At 65.8% G+C, this 15,308-nt stretch carries 14 protein-coding genes, 1 tRNA gene and 1 other RNA gene; 7 read left to right on the forward strand and 9 right to left on the reverse strand.

What is annotated here, in order from left to right; translation table 11 throughout:
* The first annotated feature begins 48 nt into the window (after positions 1-48).
* The 4 genes from CDV49_RS00185 to CDV49_RS00200 all read left to right on the forward strand — a co-directional run bounded on the left by CDV49_RS00185 (position 49) and on the right by CDV49_RS00200 (position 3,980).
* A complete protein-coding gene (locus CDV49_RS00185; RefSeq protein ID WP_088213575.1) occupies positions 49-756 on the forward strand; it encodes a uroporphyrinogen-III synthase in 708 nt (235 codons plus the stop codon).
* Positions 757-898: 142 nt separating this feature from the next.
* On the forward strand, positions 899-2,200 hold the full coding sequence (locus CDV49_RS00190; protein WP_088213576.1) for a COG4223 family protein: 1,302 nt from the start codon (positions 899-901) through the stop codon (positions 2,198-2,200).
* Positions 2,201-2,207: 7 nt separating this feature from the next.
* Complete coding sequence (locus tag CDV49_RS00195) at positions 2,208-3,797, forward strand: heme biosynthesis protein HemY (protein ID WP_088213577.1); 1,590 nt, start codon at positions 2,208-2,210, stop codon at positions 3,795-3,797.
* Positions 3,798-3,904: 107 nt separating this feature from the next.
* Positions 3,905-3,980, forward strand: a tRNA-Thr gene (locus CDV49_RS00200).
* 49 nt (positions 3,981-4,029) lie between these two features.
* On the opposite strand, the gene CDV49_RS00205 is transcribed toward CDV49_RS00200, so the two are convergent.
* On the reverse strand, positions 4,030-4,224 hold the full coding sequence (locus CDV49_RS00205; protein ID WP_088213578.1) for a hypothetical protein: 195 nt from the start codon (positions 4,222-4,224) through the stop codon (positions 4,030-4,032).
* 723 nt (positions 4,225-4,947) lie between these two features.
* Here CDV49_RS00205 and CDV49_RS00210 point away from each other — a divergent pair.
* A complete protein-coding gene (locus CDV49_RS00210) occupies positions 4,948-6,285 on the forward strand; it encodes an MFS transporter (protein ID WP_088213676.1) in 1,338 nt (445 codons plus the stop codon).
* Between the two features lie 15 nt (positions 6,286-6,300).
* Here the strand turns inward: CDV49_RS00210 and CDV49_RS00215 are convergent, their stop codons facing one another.
* The 3 genes from CDV49_RS00215 to CDV49_RS00225 form a co-directional block, all read right to left on the reverse strand.
* Entirely contained in the window at positions 6,301-7,398 is a 1,098-nt protein-coding gene (locus tag CDV49_RS00215) for a transglutaminase-like domain-containing protein (RefSeq protein WP_088213579.1), read from the reverse strand.
* 78 nt (positions 7,399-7,476) lie between these two features.
* Positions 7,477-7,573: signal recognition particle sRNA small type (gene ffs, locus CDV49_RS00220), an RNA gene on the reverse strand.
* 38 nt (positions 7,574-7,611) lie between these two features.
* Positions 7,612-7,989 carry a winged helix-turn-helix transcriptional regulator gene (locus tag CDV49_RS00225; protein WP_088213580.1) on the reverse strand — a complete coding sequence of 126 codons (378 nt, stop codon included), beginning with the start codon at positions 7,987-7,989 and terminating at the stop codon, positions 7,612-7,614.
* A 95-nt stretch (positions 7,990-8,084) separates the two neighbouring features.
* On the opposite strand from CDV49_RS00225, the gene CDV49_RS00230 reads away from it, so the two are divergent.
* Positions 8,085-8,648, forward strand: a complete 564-nt coding sequence (locus CDV49_RS00230) for an NADPH-dependent FMN reductase (RefSeq protein WP_088213581.1) — start codon at positions 8,085-8,087, stop codon at positions 8,646-8,648.
* Position 8,649: 1 nt separating this feature from the next.
* On the opposite strand, the gene CDV49_RS00235 is transcribed toward CDV49_RS00230, so the two are convergent.
* The 5 genes from CDV49_RS00235 to CDV49_RS00255 form a co-directional block, all read right to left on the reverse strand.
* Positions 8,650-9,093: a DUF305 domain-containing protein gene (locus CDV49_RS00235; protein ID WP_088213582.1), complete on the reverse strand. Its 444-nt coding sequence runs from the start codon at positions 9,091-9,093 to the stop codon at positions 8,650-8,652.
* Positions 9,094-9,161: 68 nt separating this feature from the next.
* The gene (locus tag CDV49_RS00240; protein WP_088213583.1) at positions 9,162-9,926 is read right to left on the reverse strand and encodes an ABC transporter permease; all 765 of its coding nucleotides are present in this window, start codon (positions 9,924-9,926) and stop codon (positions 9,162-9,164) included.
* Complete coding sequence (locus CDV49_RS00245; RefSeq protein WP_088213584.1) at positions 9,926-10,717, reverse strand: ABC transporter ATP-binding protein; 792 nt, start codon at positions 10,715-10,717, stop codon at positions 9,926-9,928. The genes CDV49_RS00240 and CDV49_RS00245 overlap by 1 nt, the downstream gene beginning before the upstream one ends.
* Positions 10,718-10,769: 52 nt before the next feature.
* Positions 10,770-11,780: an ABC transporter substrate-binding protein gene (locus tag CDV49_RS00250; protein ID WP_088213585.1), complete on the reverse strand. Its 1,011-nt coding sequence runs from the start codon at positions 11,778-11,780 to the stop codon at positions 10,770-10,772.
* Positions 11,781-11,943: 163 nt separating this feature from the next.
* Positions 11,944-13,920 (reverse strand): bifunctional 2',3'-cyclic-nucleotide 2'-phosphodiesterase/3'-nucleotidase, encoded by a 1,977-nt coding sequence (locus CDV49_RS00255; RefSeq protein WP_088213586.1) that lies wholly within the window; start codon positions 13,918-13,920, stop codon positions 11,944-11,946.
* Positions 13,921-14,169: 249 nt separating this feature from the next.
* On the opposite strand from CDV49_RS00255, the gene nudC reads away from it, so the two are divergent.
* Positions 14,170-15,201 (forward strand): NAD(+) diphosphatase, encoded by a 1,032-nt coding sequence (gene nudC / locus CDV49_RS00260; protein ID WP_088213587.1) that lies wholly within the window; start codon positions 14,170-14,172, stop codon positions 15,199-15,201.
* The last annotated feature ends 107 nt before the right edge of the window (positions 15,202-15,308 follow it).

Raw genomic sequence — 15,308 nt, forward strand, 5'->3', positions numbered from 1 at the left:
GGGGTCTTCCGCGTTGCCTGACCACCCCCGCGCAGGTAACACCGCAACATGCGCGAGACAACCCGACCGCTCCTTTCTGCCGGTGTACCGACGCTCCTGCTCACCCGGCCGGAGGCGCAGTCCCGCCGTTTCGCCGCCGAAGTGGCAGGACTTTGGCCGGATCTGGCGGTGCTCCTCGCGCCCGCGCAGGCGATCCGGTCCCTGCCCGTCGTCATGCCCCAAGGGGTGCGGGGCATCGTTCTCACATCGGAGAACGCCGTGGCGGCGCTTCCGCCGGGTTTGGGTCTGCCCGCCTATTGCGTGGGGGAGCGCACGGCGGCGGCGGCGGCGGCGCATGGTCTCTCGGCCCGGGCTGCGGGCGGCGATGCGGCATCCCTGCTCTCCCTCATTCGGCGGGAGCGTCCGTCCGGCCCGCTGTTTCACCCGCATGGGCGGCATCTTGCCGCCGATATGGTCGCGGCCCTGAGGGACGAGGTGGAGATCACGGGGGCTGTGGCCTATGAGCAGGTGGCCATCCCCCCTTCCGCAGAGGCAGTGCGGCTTCTGGAGGCGGAGCAGCCGGTGCTCCTGCCGCTGTTTTCGCCGCGATCTGCGCGGCTTGTGGCGGGCTGGCCGATCCGCGCGCCGCTTCTCATCGCCGCGATGAGTGCGAATGTCGCAGCCGCATGGTCCGGTAAAGCGCCGCGCCGCCTGAAAATTGCCCCAACCCCTTCAGCAGAGGCTATGTTGGAGACAATCGGGGCGCTGAAGGGCTGAAATCGGTTGTTTTCGGGAACCTTGCGTCCTGAGAAGGCATGAGTTGCCGACAGGGCTTCGCGCTGGCACATCAGGCTGCGGGTTGAGGCCCGGGGATCCGGTCGCTAATCTCCGTTCACGGAACGGCCAACGGGAGAGCTGCGTGGAAGACGAAAAGAAACCGAGGTCGCGGAGCAAGGCGAAGGCCGAAGAAGCGCAGACCTCGCCATCCGAAAGAAACCTCTCCGCGCGCGAGGCGGCAGAGGTGTTCGGGGCGACGGACAGCCCGGAAGCCAGCGTCGATGCCCTCCCGGAGACCGTTGCAGCGGAGAACCCGGCGACGGCGGAGCACCATGATTTCGCTGCCGGGCAGGGCACCGATCCCGCCGCTCTGCCTGACGCCGATCAACCCCGGGATCTGACGCCCGACCGTGATCTGACACTTGAGGAGCCGCTGGCAAAGGCGGCGGAGGAGGAGCGTGTGGTTCCGCCCGCCCGTCCCGTTCCGACGGAACCCGCAGCGCAGGGCGGCGGCTTCTGGCCGACGCTCGCCGGTGGAGCGATCGCGGCGGCTTTGGGGTTCGGTGCGGCCTATTTCCTTCTGCCTCGTCATACGAGCGATCCCGCATTGGAGAGCAGGATCGCGGAGCAGGCGCAGCAGATCTCCGCGATGCGTTCCGAGATCTCGGCGCTGCCCGCGCCGGCCGATCTTTCCGGGATGGAGGCGGAGCTTTCGCGTCTCTCCAATGCCGCGACCGAGGGGGAAAGCACGCTTGACGCCCTGACCTCCCGGATCACGGCGCTGGAAAATCGGCCCGTTGCCTCCGCGCCGCCAGGAGAGGCGGCGCCGCCCTCCGCAGACGTGAGCGCGGCGCTGGAAAGCTTGCGGAGCGACCTGTCCGCCCAGGCGGAGCGCAACGCCGCCCTGTCGGGCGAGGTGGAAAGTCTCCGCTCCTCATCCGCGGCCGGTGCGCGTGTGGCGGAAGGGGAGGCGATCGTCGCCAGCATCCGCATGGCGATCGAACTCGGGAGCGGTTTTGCGCCGGCTGTCGAGCGTCTGGAGCAGCTGGATGTGAACGTTCCCGCGGCCCTGAAGGAGGCCAGCGGCGGCGTGGCTCCGCTGTCCGACCTGCGCCGTGATTTCCCCGATGCCGCGCGCGCCGCGCTCGATGCCTCCTACCGTGCGACGGGGGAGGAAAGCTTTGGCGACCGGGCGGAAATGTTTCTGCGCAATCAACTGGGCATCCGCTCCCTTACCCCGCAGGAGGGCAATTCCCCCGATGCGGTGCTCTCCCGCGCCAATGCCGCGGTGCAGGCGGGCCAGATCGATCAGGCCCTGACCGAAATCGCCACCCTTCCCGCCGCGGGTCAGGCCGCGATGGCCGGGTGGACTTCCGCCGCCAAGACCCGCGTTTCTGCACAGCAGGCTGCCGACGAGATCGTCGCCAGCCTTACCCGGAACTGAGGCGCACATGCTCTGGTCCCTTCTCAAGGTTCTCCTCTTCGTCGCCATCATCGCGGCGCTGACCTTCGGCGCGAGCCATCTGCTCAGCGCGGGCGAAGGCATCCGCATCATCTTCGGGGATACGGAGTTTTCCATCGGACTGCTGCAGGCGGTGATCCTCTCGCTGCTCGGCCTTGTCGGCGCATGGGTGCTGTTCAAGATCGTGGGCCTCGCGGTCGCGCTGTTCCGCTTCCTGAACGGGGATGAGACGGCGATGAGCCGCTATCTCGACCGCAGCCGCGAAAAGCGGGGGTACGAGGCGCTGGCCGACGGCATCCTCGCCCTCACCGCGGGGGAGGGGCGGCTCGCCATCAACAAATCCGTCCGGGCGGAGAAATTCCTCAACCGTCCCGAACTCACGGACCTCGTCATCGCGCAGGCGGCGGAGATGGTCGGTGATTCGAAACGCGCCACAGAGGCGTGGAAGCGGCGTCTGGACGATGACCGGACGCGCTTCGTGGCCCTGCGCGGGCTGATGCGGATGAAGCTGGCCGAAGGCGATACCGACACCGCGCTGAAACTCGCAGAGCACGCGCTGGCCATTCGCCCGCGTCATGGCGAGACTCAGGATGTCCTTCTGAAGCTTCAGGCCGACCGGGGCGACTGGAAGGGCGCGCGGCGTACGCTGGAGGCAAAGCAGCGCAGCGGCAACATGCCCCGCGATGTTTACAAGCGCCGCGACGCCGTCCTGGCGCTGCAGGAGGCAAAGGAGGTCTTTGCCGAGGGCAATTCCATCGAGGCACGGGAGGCGGCCATCGCCGCCAACCGTCAGTCCCCCGACCTCATCCCCGCCGCCGTCATGGCCGCACGCGGCTATCTCACGACCGGGGACAGGAAAAGCGCCTCGCGGGTCCTGCGCAAGGCCTGGGAGGTGTCCCCGCATCCCGACCTCGCCGCCGCCTTTGCCGAAATCGAGCCGAACGAAACCCCTGCGCAGCGCCTGAAGCGGTTCGATACGCTCCTCCGGCTGCGCCCGGATGACGAGCAGACCCGCCTGCTGCGCGCCGAACTGAACATTGCGGCGGAGGATTTCCCAGCCGCCCGGCGGGCCATGGGCGATCTGGCGGAGACGCATCCCACCGCGCGGAGCCTTGCCATCATGGCGGCGATCGAACGGGGAGAGGGCGCGGACGATGCAGTGGTGCGCGGCTGGCTGGCCCGGGCGCTCGTTTCTCCGCGCGGGCCGCAATGGGTTTGTGACAATTGCGGTGCGATCCATGCGCAATGGGGGCCGATCTGCGACAACTGCGGCGCCTTCGACACGCTCACATGGAAAGAGCCGCCGGAAGGGGCGGGCCCCTCTCCCACGCAGGCGGAAATGCTGCCCCTGATCGTCCGCGCGCCGGAGCCGAAGTCCGCTCCCGTCGCCCCGGTCGCGGAACCGGAGCCGGAACCCGTGCCTGAGTCGGTAACCATCGCGCCGGACGAAACACCGGAGCCGGTGGTGGAAACGCCGCCCCTCCCGGTCGAGCCGCAAGAGCCGCAGCCGGCCAGCTCGAGCCCGTTCCACACCCCGCGCGCGGTTGACCTCGACGCGATGCGGAAAGCCGGGGGCTGAGCGCGAGAATTCTTGCGTTTTAGGGCTACACACCCCCGCAGGATGGTGCTATCAGCCCGCCACAACGCCCCTCCGGCCCCGGCCGGGCGGGCCTCCCGCAAGGGAACGCCGCAGTAGCTCAGCTGGTAGAGCACGTCATTCGTAATGATGGGGTCGGGGGTTCGAGTCCCTTCTGCGGCACCACTTCATCAACAAAAACCGGCACGTTCAGGGCATCCATCTCCGTGCCGCTTCATGGCTCGGTTGTGCCGAACGGGGTCTGCTCCCGCGGTTTCCAGCCGTCGGGCCTCTTGCCCTTCGGCGGCTCCAGCGCACCCTTGTGGACCAGCCCCTCGGATTGCAGCCGCGCCAGCGCACTATCGATCCACCGGTCGCCGTAGAGCGACCTTTCGGAGAAGAACACGTCCGTCTCAATGGCAAGGAACACCGCCGCCGCGATCCGGATAGGCCGTCACCCCATGCGATCGTGCCCGCCTCGGCCGCGTGTGGCGGAACACATTCGGCGGGGGATGCCGTCAGCCAGCGAGTTGGAAGAAATCTTGCCGGAACGGGATGTGTCACGCATCGGTTTACCTCGGGATGTCGAGTGATCCCCATGGAAATGGCCGGTGCATGGGCTGCCTCTCTTGCCCGCCTGCGATTTGCGGCCAGAGCTGGGCGAGGCGGCACTTGCAGACGCATCTTTGGCAGCGTGCTGAAAAAAGTATCCCGAGGTTGCTCCGGGGCGGAGATCTTCCATGGTTGAAGAACTCCCCGGAAGCCGCAGGTTTTGGCTCGTGACCGGACCGATTTCCTGGTTTCAACCCAAGGTCGGGGAGCACCACGATTTTTTCAGCTGTTAGCATGGTCCTGTTCTCGGACCCGGGAAATCGGTCCCGCAATGACCTGACATCCGTAGCGTTCCGGCTGGACCTCGCCGGACAAGGGACGATTTCCGCTCCGAAGCAAACTTCAGCAGTCTGCCTGGCGCGGTCGTCCGAAAAAACTGGGCTTCTCCTGTACTGGCGCCCCTGCCCAGGGGAGGGTGTCCACCGTAGCGTCCTGGCCGCAGTCCCATGTTGTGCTCCCACGTCTCGCTTGCCGCGCTGCGCGATTGCCGCGATAAGGCTGCGTCCCGAAGGATGGAGCGGGAAATCGAAAAGGACGCATGATGACTGAGACGCTGCAAGGCGCGGGTGAGGAAAACCGCCCGCTCAACCGTGAGGATTTCAAGGTTCTGGGCCTGTCGGCTCTGGGCGGGGCGTTGGAATTCTACGACTTCATCATCTTTGTCTTTTTCGCGGCGGTCATCGGCCATCTGTTCTTTCCGCCGGACATGCCGGACTGGCTCGTCATGATCCAGACCTTCGGCATCTTTGCTGCCGGTTACCTCGTGCGTCCGCAGGGCGGGATCGTCATGGCGCATTATGGCGACAAGGTGGGGCGCAAGCGCGTATTTGCCCTTTCGGTGTTCCTCATGTCGATCTCGACGCTGGGCATGGCGATGCTGCCGACCTATGCGACCATCGGCGTGCTGGCTCCGATCCTGCTGATCGTGCTCCGCATGTTGCAGGGCGCGGCCATCGGCGGCGAGGTTCCGGGCGCATGGACATTCGTGGCCGAACACGTACCGGCCCGGCGCGTGGGCATGGCCTGCGGGTTCCTGTGTTCCGGCCTGACGATGGGCATCCTGCTCGGCTCGCTGGTCGCCACGGCGATCAACTGGAGCTTCACGGCGGAACAGGTTTCCGCCTGGGCATGGCGTCTTCCGTTCTTCCTCGGCGGGATCTTCGGCCTGCTTGCGGTCTATCTGCGCCGCTGGCTGTCGGAGACGCCGATCTTCCTCGCCATGAAGCAGGACAGCCGCCTGCAGGAGACGCTGCCGATCCGCACCGTCCTGCGCGACCATATGCACGGTGTCATCATCTCCGGCCTGCTCACCTGGGTTTTGTCCGCCGGAATCGTCGTCACCACGCTGATGACGGCGACCTTTCTGCAAAAGCTCTATGGCTATTCCGCGCTGGAGGCCCTCTCCGCCACCAGCTTCGGCACGCTGTTCCTGATCTTCGGGACGGTCAGCGCCGGGGCGATCGTGGACAGGGTGGGCAGCGGCCCGTTTTTCGCAGTGGCGGGGGTGGTGTTCGGGGTGGCGACCTTCACCTTCTACACCTTCGCGGGCGTCTCCCTGCCGGTTCTGTTCGGGCTTTACGCGGTGATGGGGCTGGCCGTCGGCATGGTGGGGGCGGTGCCCTATGTCATGGTGCGGGCCTTTCCGGCGCAGGTGCGGTTTTCCGGGCTTTCCTTCTCCTACAACGTGGCCTACGCGATCTTCGGCGGGTTGACGCCGGTGCTCGTCACCACGTTCCTTGCCGTCAGCCCGATGGCCCATGCGTGGTATCTGGTGTTCATCGCCGCGCTGACGACGGGTCTGGGCTTCTACCTGATGGCGAACAGCGCACGGGTGGAGGGGGAGATCGGCCTCGACGGAACGGAAGCGGCGGCCCATTGAGGGCCGCCCCCCGCATCATACCGCGCGTGCGGTGATCGTGTAGGCGAAGGCCTTGGCGTCAAGCTCATTCAGCGCGGCGCCCTCCACCGTCCCCTGCGGATACATGAGGAAGGGCAGGGTGCCCGTCCGGCCCGGCAGGTGCAGATCCTCCGCCCGGTTGTAGGCTACCCAGTTGCCCTCCCAGTTGCCGAGCAGCGCCGCGTTCACCTTCGTCACCAGCGGGTCGGACGGGTCACGGATCCAGCGGTCCGATTCGGCGCGCATCACCTTGAGTACATCGGCGGGGTCCATCGCGACCCAGCCGTAACCGTCGAGCCAGACCTCCGCCCGGCAGTGTTGCGCGCCGGTGATCGTCTCACTGTTCGCGCCGAGCTGCTTGTAGCCGAAGGCAGAGGGCGCAACCCGAACCCCGTACATGTCGCGCGCGGGAACGCCCGATGCGCGGGCGAGGGCCACGAACAACCCGTTCAGATCGGCGCATTTCCCGCCCAGCCCGGCGCTGGTCAGCGTTGCCACGGCATCCCCCGGACCGCAGCCCGGCGTGTCGAGATTGCGGTAGCAGTTGGCAACGATATAGGCATAGATCGCGCGCACCTTCTCCACATCCGTGGTGGCGCCCGCGGTGATCCGTGCCGCCGTCTCCGCCACCACGCCGTCGAGCGGCTTCATCGCGGAGGGCCGCAGCGCCGCTGCCAGAACGGCAGGGTCTTCCCCGGCTTCAGAAGGTTTCGACCAGTCGATGGTGCGGTTCCGCGTCTCGAACCGGCTGACCAGTTCAAGGTTTCCAGGCGTCTTGCCATCGAACTCCGCATGCAGGAAGCGCGCGCCAGTGGCGGGGTCAGTCACCAGCTCGGCCTGCGCCGCATTGCCTGTCCAGCCATCGTCGAGGCTGCGCTGGTAATCGGTGGAGAGCGAGGGCACCGGCAGCCATATCTCCGCCTTGCCGGCGGGAAGGGCAATCGCCGTGCGTGTCTCGTAAGCCCGCCAGGGCGTGGGTGCCGGGGCGAAGCTGACAGGATCGGCCCAAGCGCGGGAGGCGAGGCCCCCGAACATCGGGGCGAACCCTGCGGCCAGTGCGATCTTCAGAACGGTCCTGCGGGGGTGGGCGGTCATCGGCTCCTCCTGTCCGTGGGTATCCGAACAGACTGCGCCAAGACCCGATCACGCTCAACGATTTTCGGGAGAAGAAAGGGTGAGAGGCTGGACAACGACCCAAGCGGGACTCGTTACGGCTGCTTCCTTCCGGACCTGACCGAGTTGGCGAGGCGCTCGCCCGCGCCAACCTCTCGCGGGGGGATCTAAGGGGCGCGGGCGGAAATGGCAAGCCTACTCTGCAGCGACCAGCCGCTGATTCGCACCCTCGTCATAGGCTTCCCGCGCCGCGCAGACCCGTTCGTAATTCGCCTCCGCCCAATTGCCGAGCGCGCGGAGCGGCACCTGCAGCTCCTCTCCCAGCGGGGTGAGCCGATATTCCACACGCGGCGGCACGGTCGGATACACCCGCCGGTGAACGTAGCCGTCCCGCTCCAGCCCGCGGAGGGTGACCGTCAGCATCTTCTGTGAAATACCGGTAATCGACCGCTTTATCTCGGAGAATCGGCGCGGTTCAGGGCTGAGATGCATGACGATCAGCACGCTCCACTTGTCACCGACAAGGGAAATGATGTCATTCACGCGGTTGCAGCGCTGATGAGTGGGTTCCATGGGTGTAACCTTCTGACTGCAAGGTGCCTTCTTGCGTTTCGCGAGACGGTTACTAATTTGCCCCCAGTCACTCAAAGAAACAAGAGGCTCCTCCCATGAAGACCGTGGCCGTTCTGGTCGGATCGCTCCGCAAGGATTCGATCAACCGCAAATTCGCCGAAGCGCTGGCAAAGCTCGCCGCCGGCAAACTGGATTTCAAATTCGTCGAGATCGGTGATCTGCCGCTCTACAATGAAGACCTGTGGGACAAGGTGCCGGCTTCCGTCCTGCGGATGAAAGCCGAGGTCGAGGCCGCCGATGCCGTCCTCTTCGTTACGCCCGAATACAACCGCATGCTCTCCCCCGCGTTGAAGAACGCCGCCGACTGGGGCTCCCGCCCCTATGGGAAAAGCTCCTGGATGGGCAAACCCGCCGCTGTCGTCGGGACCACGCCCGGCACGACGGGCTCCGCCGCCGGACAACAGTCAATGAAGATGCTCGCGACGATTCTGGGCACCGTGCAACTCGGTCAGCCGGAAGTGTATTTCGTCTGGAAGCCCGAACTGTTCGATGCCACCGGCACGCTGGTCGAGCCGACGGCCAAGGCGTTCCTGTCGAGCTGGATCGACGCTTTCGCCAATCTCATCGACGCGGTCGCCAAGGAGCCGGTTCCCGCCTGATCTACCTGTCGAGATCGGCGATGAGGGACTTCATCTCGCCGATCTCCCGCTCTTGGGTCGTGATGATCCCATCGGCCAGCGACCGCACCCTCGGGTCGGTGATATGCGCCCGCGATGACGTCAGGATGGCGATGGAATGATGCGGGATCATCGCGCGCATCCATGCCACATCCCCTACGGTCGCCTGCGACCGGAGCAGGGCGAGCGCCACCACGAACACCACGGCGCTCCCCGCGAGAATGGCGTAATTCGCGGCGCGGTTGCGATACATGCCCCACATGAAAAGCAGCATGACCACCGCCATCCCCGCACCCATGTAGAGCGCGGCGAAGGCGCGGGTTTCGCTGAAATAGACGTGATCCCAGCTCCAGGTATTGAGATACATCAGGACGTACATCAGCACGGTGGAAACGGCGATCATGATGAGGAAGCGGGCGTAGGACATCGGCTTCTCCTGACTGGATCAGGATCAACCGCCCCCGGTGAAATGGTTCCCCGCCGATCCCCGAATTCTCAGCCCGGATTGCGTTCCGCCCAGCCGGCGAAAACCTTCTCCAGCGCCACGACGATGTAGTAGAGCACGATCCCCAGGAAGGCGAGCGCGAGCAGGACGGCGAACATCAGCGGGTAATCCGCATTGATCTTGCCCGAATCGAACAGAGCGCCAAGGCCCCGGCCGTGCGGCTCCACGATCTCCATCAGGTTGGTGCCGATGAAGGCCAGCGTGACGGCAACCTTCAGCGCGCCGAAGAACTCCGGCAGGGTCTTCGGCAGGGCGATCTTGCGGAATATGGTGAACTTGGACGCGCCGAGGGATCGCAGGATGTCGCGATACTCCGGCTCCAGCGTGGACAGGCCGATCGCCACCGACACGGAGATCGGGAAGAAGGAGATCATGAAGGCCATGAGGATGGTGTTGAAATCATGCTGGCCCACGAAGATCAGCGCCACCACCGGCACCACCGTCGCCTTCGGTATGGCGTTGAAGCCCACCAGCAGCGGATAGAGCGCATCCCGCATGGTGCGGGAAAAGCCCATGACCATGCCCAGCAGCGTGCCGAAGATCACCGCCAGCACCAGACCCACGACCGTGCGCCACAGCGTCTGCCAGCCTTGGGTGAAGAACAGCTCCCGGTATTTCCAGAAGGCGGGCGGCAGGTCTGAGGGGGAGGCCATCACGTAGTTCGGCCAGCCCTTCACCCAGACCAGAAATTCCCACCCCGCGAGCAGGAGCACCGTGGCGATCAGCGGAATGGCGATCTTGCGCAGCGTTTCCATCAATGCGCCCCCGCCGGTTTGCGGCCCTGCGCGATCTCGATCTGGTCGCGGAGGATGGAGAGGCGCTCCACCGAGGCGGGTTCATACAGCATGTCGAGCGTCCGCGGGCCGTCGTGGCCGACGGTCATGACATATTGGGTGGTGGCAGGGCGGCCCGAGAGCACGACGATCTCGTCGGCGAGGAACACGCTCTCCCGCAGGTCATGGGTGATGAGCAGGGAGGTGAACGGCTCCTCCGCGCGGAGCGCGTGCATCGTTTGCCACAGATCCTCCCGCGTGAAGGCGTCGAGCGCGCCGAAGGGTTCGTCCATGATGAGCACGTCGGGCTTGTGGACGATCGCCCGGCAGAGGGAGGCGCGCTGCCGCATTCCGCCCGAGAGTTCGGAGGGACGCTTGTCGGCGAATTTGCCGAGGCCCACCAACTCCAGCAGCTCCATCGCACGGGCTTCGCGGGCCTTGCGGGCCATGCCGGGGGAAACGATCTCCAGCGGCAGGATCACATTGTCCAGGATCGTGCGCCATTCCAGCATGACGGGGTTCTGGAACGCCATCCCCACCGTCTTGCGCGGGCCTTTCACCCGTTCCCCGTGCAGCCAGACCTCGCCCCTGTCGGGGATCATCAGCCCGGCGATCAGCCGGGTGAGCGTGGACTTGCCGCAGCCGGAGGGGCCGACCACCGCGCAGAAGTTGCCTTCCGGGATGGAGATGTTGAGGCCGTCCAGAACCGGCAGCGGGCCGGCCTTGGTCTTGTAGGCGTGCGTGACGCCCTTGATATCGACGAGGTTTGCCATGCCGGTTCCGTTTCGGGCGGGTCCGACCCCGCCCGGCCCTATTTGAATGCGGTCAGTCTGCGAGCTTCAGGCTGCCGTCGGCGGGCAGGTAATCGGCGGTGAAATACAGATCCGGCGTGGGATCGTTCTGGAAGGTGTAGATTTCCTTGAGCTGCTCGATAGATGCCGCGAACCGCTCGGGATCGACATTGCCCATACCGTGCTCCTTGACCCAGTCGGTTAGCACATTCGTCCCGATGGACATCTTCAGCCGCTCCGTTTCCAGCGCCAGATCGGAGGCGGGGGAGCGTTTGATCATGGATTCCACCGCCGCTTCCGGGTTGGCGATGGCATCGTGCCAGCCCTTCGCCACCGCGCGGAGGAAGCCCGTCACCTGCTCCGGGTGTTCCTTGGCATAGGCGGTGTTCACGATGATGGCGTTGCCGTAGTATTTCACCCCGTTGTCGGCCATCAGAAAGACGGAGATGTCATCCGCCGGGACGCCGAGCCGCGTCAGGTTGAGGAAGACGGAGAAGGAGAAGCCCATCACCGCATCCACCTTGCCCTCTGCCAGCATGGGTTCCCGGGTGGGGAAGCCGACGGGTTCCACGGTGATCTTGGAAATGTCGATGCCGTTGGCCTTGGCAAAGGCCGGGAACTGCGCCCATGCGCCGTCCGGGGGCGGAGCGCCGAGCTTCCTGCCTTCGATATCCTTGATCTCGTTGATGCCCTGCGACTTGCGGCCGACCATCGCGGCGGCGGGCTTGTCATAGACCATCATCACTGCCGTGACCGGCGCGCCCGGGTTCTGGTCGAGGAACTTCGCGATGGAGTTCATGTCGGAGAAGCCGAACGGGAACGCGCCCGTCGCCACTTTCGGAATGGCGTCGAGCGAGCCCTGGCCTGCGGAGATCTCCACGTTCAGGCCCTCGGCCTTGAAATGGCCATTGTCGATCGCGGCGAAATAGGGGGCGGACGGGCCTTCGAACTTCCAGTCGAGGGCGAAGGGGACCGTCGTTTCCGCCGACGCGCCCGTGGCGATGAGGACGGTGGCGGTGATGGCTGTCAGGGCGCGGTGGAACACGAAGGGCCTCCTTGAAAACTGCGGCACCGACCCTGCCCGACCTCCGCCGGGGAGGGGAGCATCTTCGGGCAACTGCCTGCGAACTGTGCAAATTCGTCGCAGGTAAATGCCTGTTTGTCAGGCGTGTCACCAAATAATGCCCCATTGATAGGCATCGTGCAAACTAAAGAAGGATGCGAAAGCGGGCGAAGCCCTCCTCTCCCGGCCCTGCCGCTTCGATGCGCAGTCCGTTCAGATCGCCCAGATGATCTGCCGCCTTCGGCCCGGTTTCAAAGATCACGCTTGTGTCGGCCAGGGGCGCAAGACGCCAGTTGTTGTCCGCGGACGGGTTGATCGTGCCCTGTTCGACGATGTAGCGCACGATGACGTCCCGGTTGGTATCCGGCCCTTCAAAGACGATCGTCGTGCCGTCCGCGCCAGGGAAGTCACCGCCGCCTTCCGCCCGGTAGTTGTTGGTCGCGATAATGAATTCCTGCTCCGGCTCCACAGGGCGCCCGTCGAAGGCAAGGTTGACGATACGGGTGGCCTCCGGCGCCTCCAGCTGCCCCTTGGCGGAGTAGCGGGAGGGTTGGGAAAGGTCGATCTCATAGGTCACGCCGTCGATCACGTCGAAATTGTAGCTCGGAAACTCCGGGTTCAGGAGGGGCTGGTCGGCCTCGCCCGGCGTGATCCGGTTGAACATGCCCGCGGACCGTTCGAGCCAGCCCTGCAGTTCCGCCCCCGTCACCCGGACCGCCCGGATCGTATTGGGGTAAAGATAGAGGTCGGCCACGTTGCGGATGGCAATGTCGCCCGCAGGCACATCGGTATAGTACTCCGCCCCGCCCCGGCCGCCCGCCTTGAACGGCGCGGCGGCGGAGAGGATCGGCAACCCCTCATGCGGAGAGCCGGTCATCATCTCGGCGATATACCACTTTTGCGCGTTGGAGACGATCTGGACGGACGGGTCGTCGGCCACGAGGGCGAAATAGCTGTGCAGCGGCGCGCTCGTCCGGCCCACGGGCCGGCGGACATAGGCCAGCGTCTCCTCATGCTCCCGCATGACGGAGGCGAGCACTTCGGGACGGCTGTCCACCAGCGCGGTTATGCTCCTGTCCTCGTTCCGGCGGGCGATGGGGCGGGCTTCGCTCGTCGCGGTGACGACGCGCCATTGGCCGCCCTCGCGTTCCAGCAGAAGGTCGATCAGCCCCATGTGCGAGCCCCAGAAGCCCGCCATCACCGCAGGCTTGCCGTGGATCGTTCCCGTGACCGGATCGACGGCGGCAGAGGCTTCAAAGGCGGGGGAGGGGAAGACGAGATGGCTGTGCCCCGTCAGCACCGCATCCACCCCCGGCAAGGCGGCGAGGGGGGTGGAGGCATTCTCCATTCCGTCGGACCGCTCCGCCGGGCCGATGCCCGAATGGGACAGCGCGACGATGATATCCGCCCCCGCCTCCTTCATCTCCGGCAGCCATGCTTCCGCCGCCTCGACGATGTCGCGCGTCTCGACCCGGCCCTCCAGGTGCTTGCGGTCCCACTTCAGGATCTGCGGCGGCACGAAACCGATCAGCCCGATGCGGATGGGGATGTCCCGCCCGGAGCCGTCCCTCACCATGCGGTCGAGAATGACATAGGGGGGGATCAGTGTCTGGTCTCCCCGCGGTCCGGCGCCCCGCTGTCTTGCGACATTGGCGGAGATCACCGGGAAGTCCGCGCCCGCAAGCGTCCGCTCCAGAAACTCCAGCCCATAGTTGAACTCATGGTTTCCAAGCGTGCCCGCGTCGTAGCCGACCGCATTCATCGCCGCGATCACGGGATGCACATCGCCCTGCCGCATGCCCCGCTCATAGGCGATGTAGTCGCCCATCGGGTTGCCCTGCAGGAAGTCGCCGTTGTCCAGCAGGATCGTGTTCGTGGCCTCCGCCCGGACGGCCTCGATCAGCGCGGCGGTCCGCGCCAGCCCGACCGTGTCGGACGCCCGGTCCGCATAATAGTCGTAGGGGTAGATATGGACGTGAAGATCCGTCGTCTCGAGGATCCGCAGATGCGCCTGATTGGTGGCGGCCTGGAGGGAGAAAGGATGCAGAGCGATCAAACCGGTTCCTGCCGTTCCCGCCAGAAACCTCCGCCGGGTCATCGTGAAATCTGTTCCCCGCCGCATGCCCACCTCCGCGTGTTCAGACGGGGTGATCCTAGCATCATCGGAGGCAGGCCGCATACCGCGTCCCCGCCACCGGCGGAGGATTGCCATCGCAGCTATAACCCAGGAATTACAACTTGTAATTGTTTAATTTCCATGAATGCCGTGTTTTTGTGCAGCTTGCGGTGGCCACGGCGGCATGCGATCCAATGACCGAAACTCACAGCAGATGGCAGTCGGCCGGATGTCTGACGGCTGCGGGAGGCAGAAATGCGGGATGCGGAAGCGGTAACTTTTGGAAGCGCGGGGCTCGACAGGGCCTCCGGTCTCAGGGCGAAGCCGGAAGCGCTGGCGGCGCTGCTGAAAAGGCCGGATGCACGGGTTCTGCCGCTGTGGCAGGGCCTTGTGCCGGTTGTGGAGGGGCGGCCGGTCGGGGAGACGGGACCCATCGGGGAGACGGGGCCCATCGGGAAGAGGGGGCCCATCGGGGAAACCGGCCTCGTCACCGTGTCGCCGGGCCATCCTGCACTGGCGGAAGCAAGCGGAGCACCGACGCTGCTCGGCCTTGACGACGGCGTGCCATGGTTCGGGGCCGATATTTCCGCCTGGTCACCCGACATCGCCGATGCCGCCGCCAATGCCGCTTTCCTTGACCCGCGGGAGCAGCGCCATCCCGCGCTTCCTGCCGAGAGCCGTTTTGTCGAACTGCGCGCGGTGATGACCCGTCTCACCCGCCGGGAGGCGGAGATCGCCGCCACCGCCCGCGCGCTTTTCGGCTGGCACGCGACGCATGGTTTCTGCCCGCGCTGCGGCCATGCCTCCGAGCCCGCGCTGGGGGGCTGGATCCGGCGTTGCCCGAACTGCCGGGCGGAGCAGTATCCGCGCACCGATCCGGTGGTCATCATGCTCATCACGCGGGGAGACCGGGTGCTGCTGGGGCGTAGCGCCGCCTGGCCGCAGGGAATGTATTCGCTGCTCGCGGGCTTCATCGAACCCGGCGAGACGGTGGAGGCCGCCGTCCGCCGCGAGGTGCTGGAGGAGGCGGGCGTCCGTGTCGGCGCGGTGCAATATCTCGCGAGCCAACCCTGGCCCTTCCCCGCGTCGCTGATGATCGGCTGCCGGGGGGAGGCCCTGTCGGATGCCATAGAAATCGACCTCGCGGAAATTGAGGATGCGCGCTGGGTTTCGCGGCAGGAGATGGTGGACGTACTCTCCGGTGCCAATCCCGCGATCCGCCCCGCGCGGGAGGGAGCGATCGCGCATTTCCTCATCCAGCGCTGGATGGAGGACCGGCTGGACTAGCGCACATCAGTGGGTGGGCGGACCGGGTTCCAGCACGGTATGCTTCGTTCGAGGGTTGCTCCAGATCGGCTGGCGCCGCCGCGGGCATGAGAGGGAGACGGTGAAAA

Origin of the sequence: Haematobacter genomosp. 1 (genome assembly GCF_002196855.1) — a bacterium.
Classification (GTDB): domain Bacteria; phylum Pseudomonadota; class Alphaproteobacteria; order Rhodobacterales; family Rhodobacteraceae; genus Haematobacter.

What these genes read in the sequence shown, in the direction of transcription:
- CDV49_RS00185 (WP_088213575.1), top strand. Translation starts at nt 49, where the DNA reads ATGCGCGAGACAACCCGACCGCTCCTTTCTGCCGGTGTACCGACGCTC.
- CDV49_RS00195 (WP_088213577.1), top strand. Translation starts at nt 2,208, where the DNA reads ATGCTCTGGTCCCTTCTCAAGGTTCTCCTCTTCGTCGCCATCATCGCG.
- CDV49_RS00210 (WP_088213676.1), top strand. Translation starts at nt 4,948, where the DNA reads ATGACTGAGACGCTGCAAGGCGCGGGTGAGGAAAACCGCCCGCTCAAC.
- CDV49_RS00215 (WP_088213579.1), bottom strand. Translation starts at nt 7,398, where the DNA reads ATGACCGCCCACCCCCGCAGGACCGTTCTGAAGATCGCACTGGCCGCA.
- CDV49_RS00225 (WP_088213580.1), bottom strand. Translation starts at nt 7,989, where the DNA reads ATGGAACCCACTCATCAGCGCTGCAACCGCGTGAATGACATCATTTCC.
- CDV49_RS00230 (WP_088213581.1), top strand. Translation starts at nt 8,085, where the DNA reads ATGAAGACCGTGGCCGTTCTGGTCGGATCGCTCCGCAAGGATTCGATC.
- CDV49_RS00235 (WP_088213582.1), bottom strand. Translation starts at nt 9,093, where the DNA reads ATGTCCTACGCCCGCTTCCTCATCATGATCGCCGTTTCCACCGTGCTG.
- CDV49_RS00240 (WP_088213583.1), bottom strand. Translation starts at nt 9,926, where the DNA reads ATGGAAACGCTGCGCAAGATCGCCATTCCGCTGATCGCCACGGTGCTC.
- CDV49_RS00245 (WP_088213584.1), bottom strand. Translation starts at nt 10,717, where the DNA reads ATGGCAAACCTCGTCGATATCAAGGGCGTCACGCACGCCTACAAGACC.
- CDV49_RS00255 (WP_088213586.1), bottom strand. Translation starts at nt 13,920, where the DNA reads ATGCGGCGGGGAACAGATTTCACGATGACCCGGCGGAGGTTTCTGGCG.
- nudC (WP_088213587.1), top strand. Translation starts at nt 14,170, where the DNA reads ATGCGGGATGCGGAAGCGGTAACTTTTGGAAGCGCGGGGCTCGACAGG.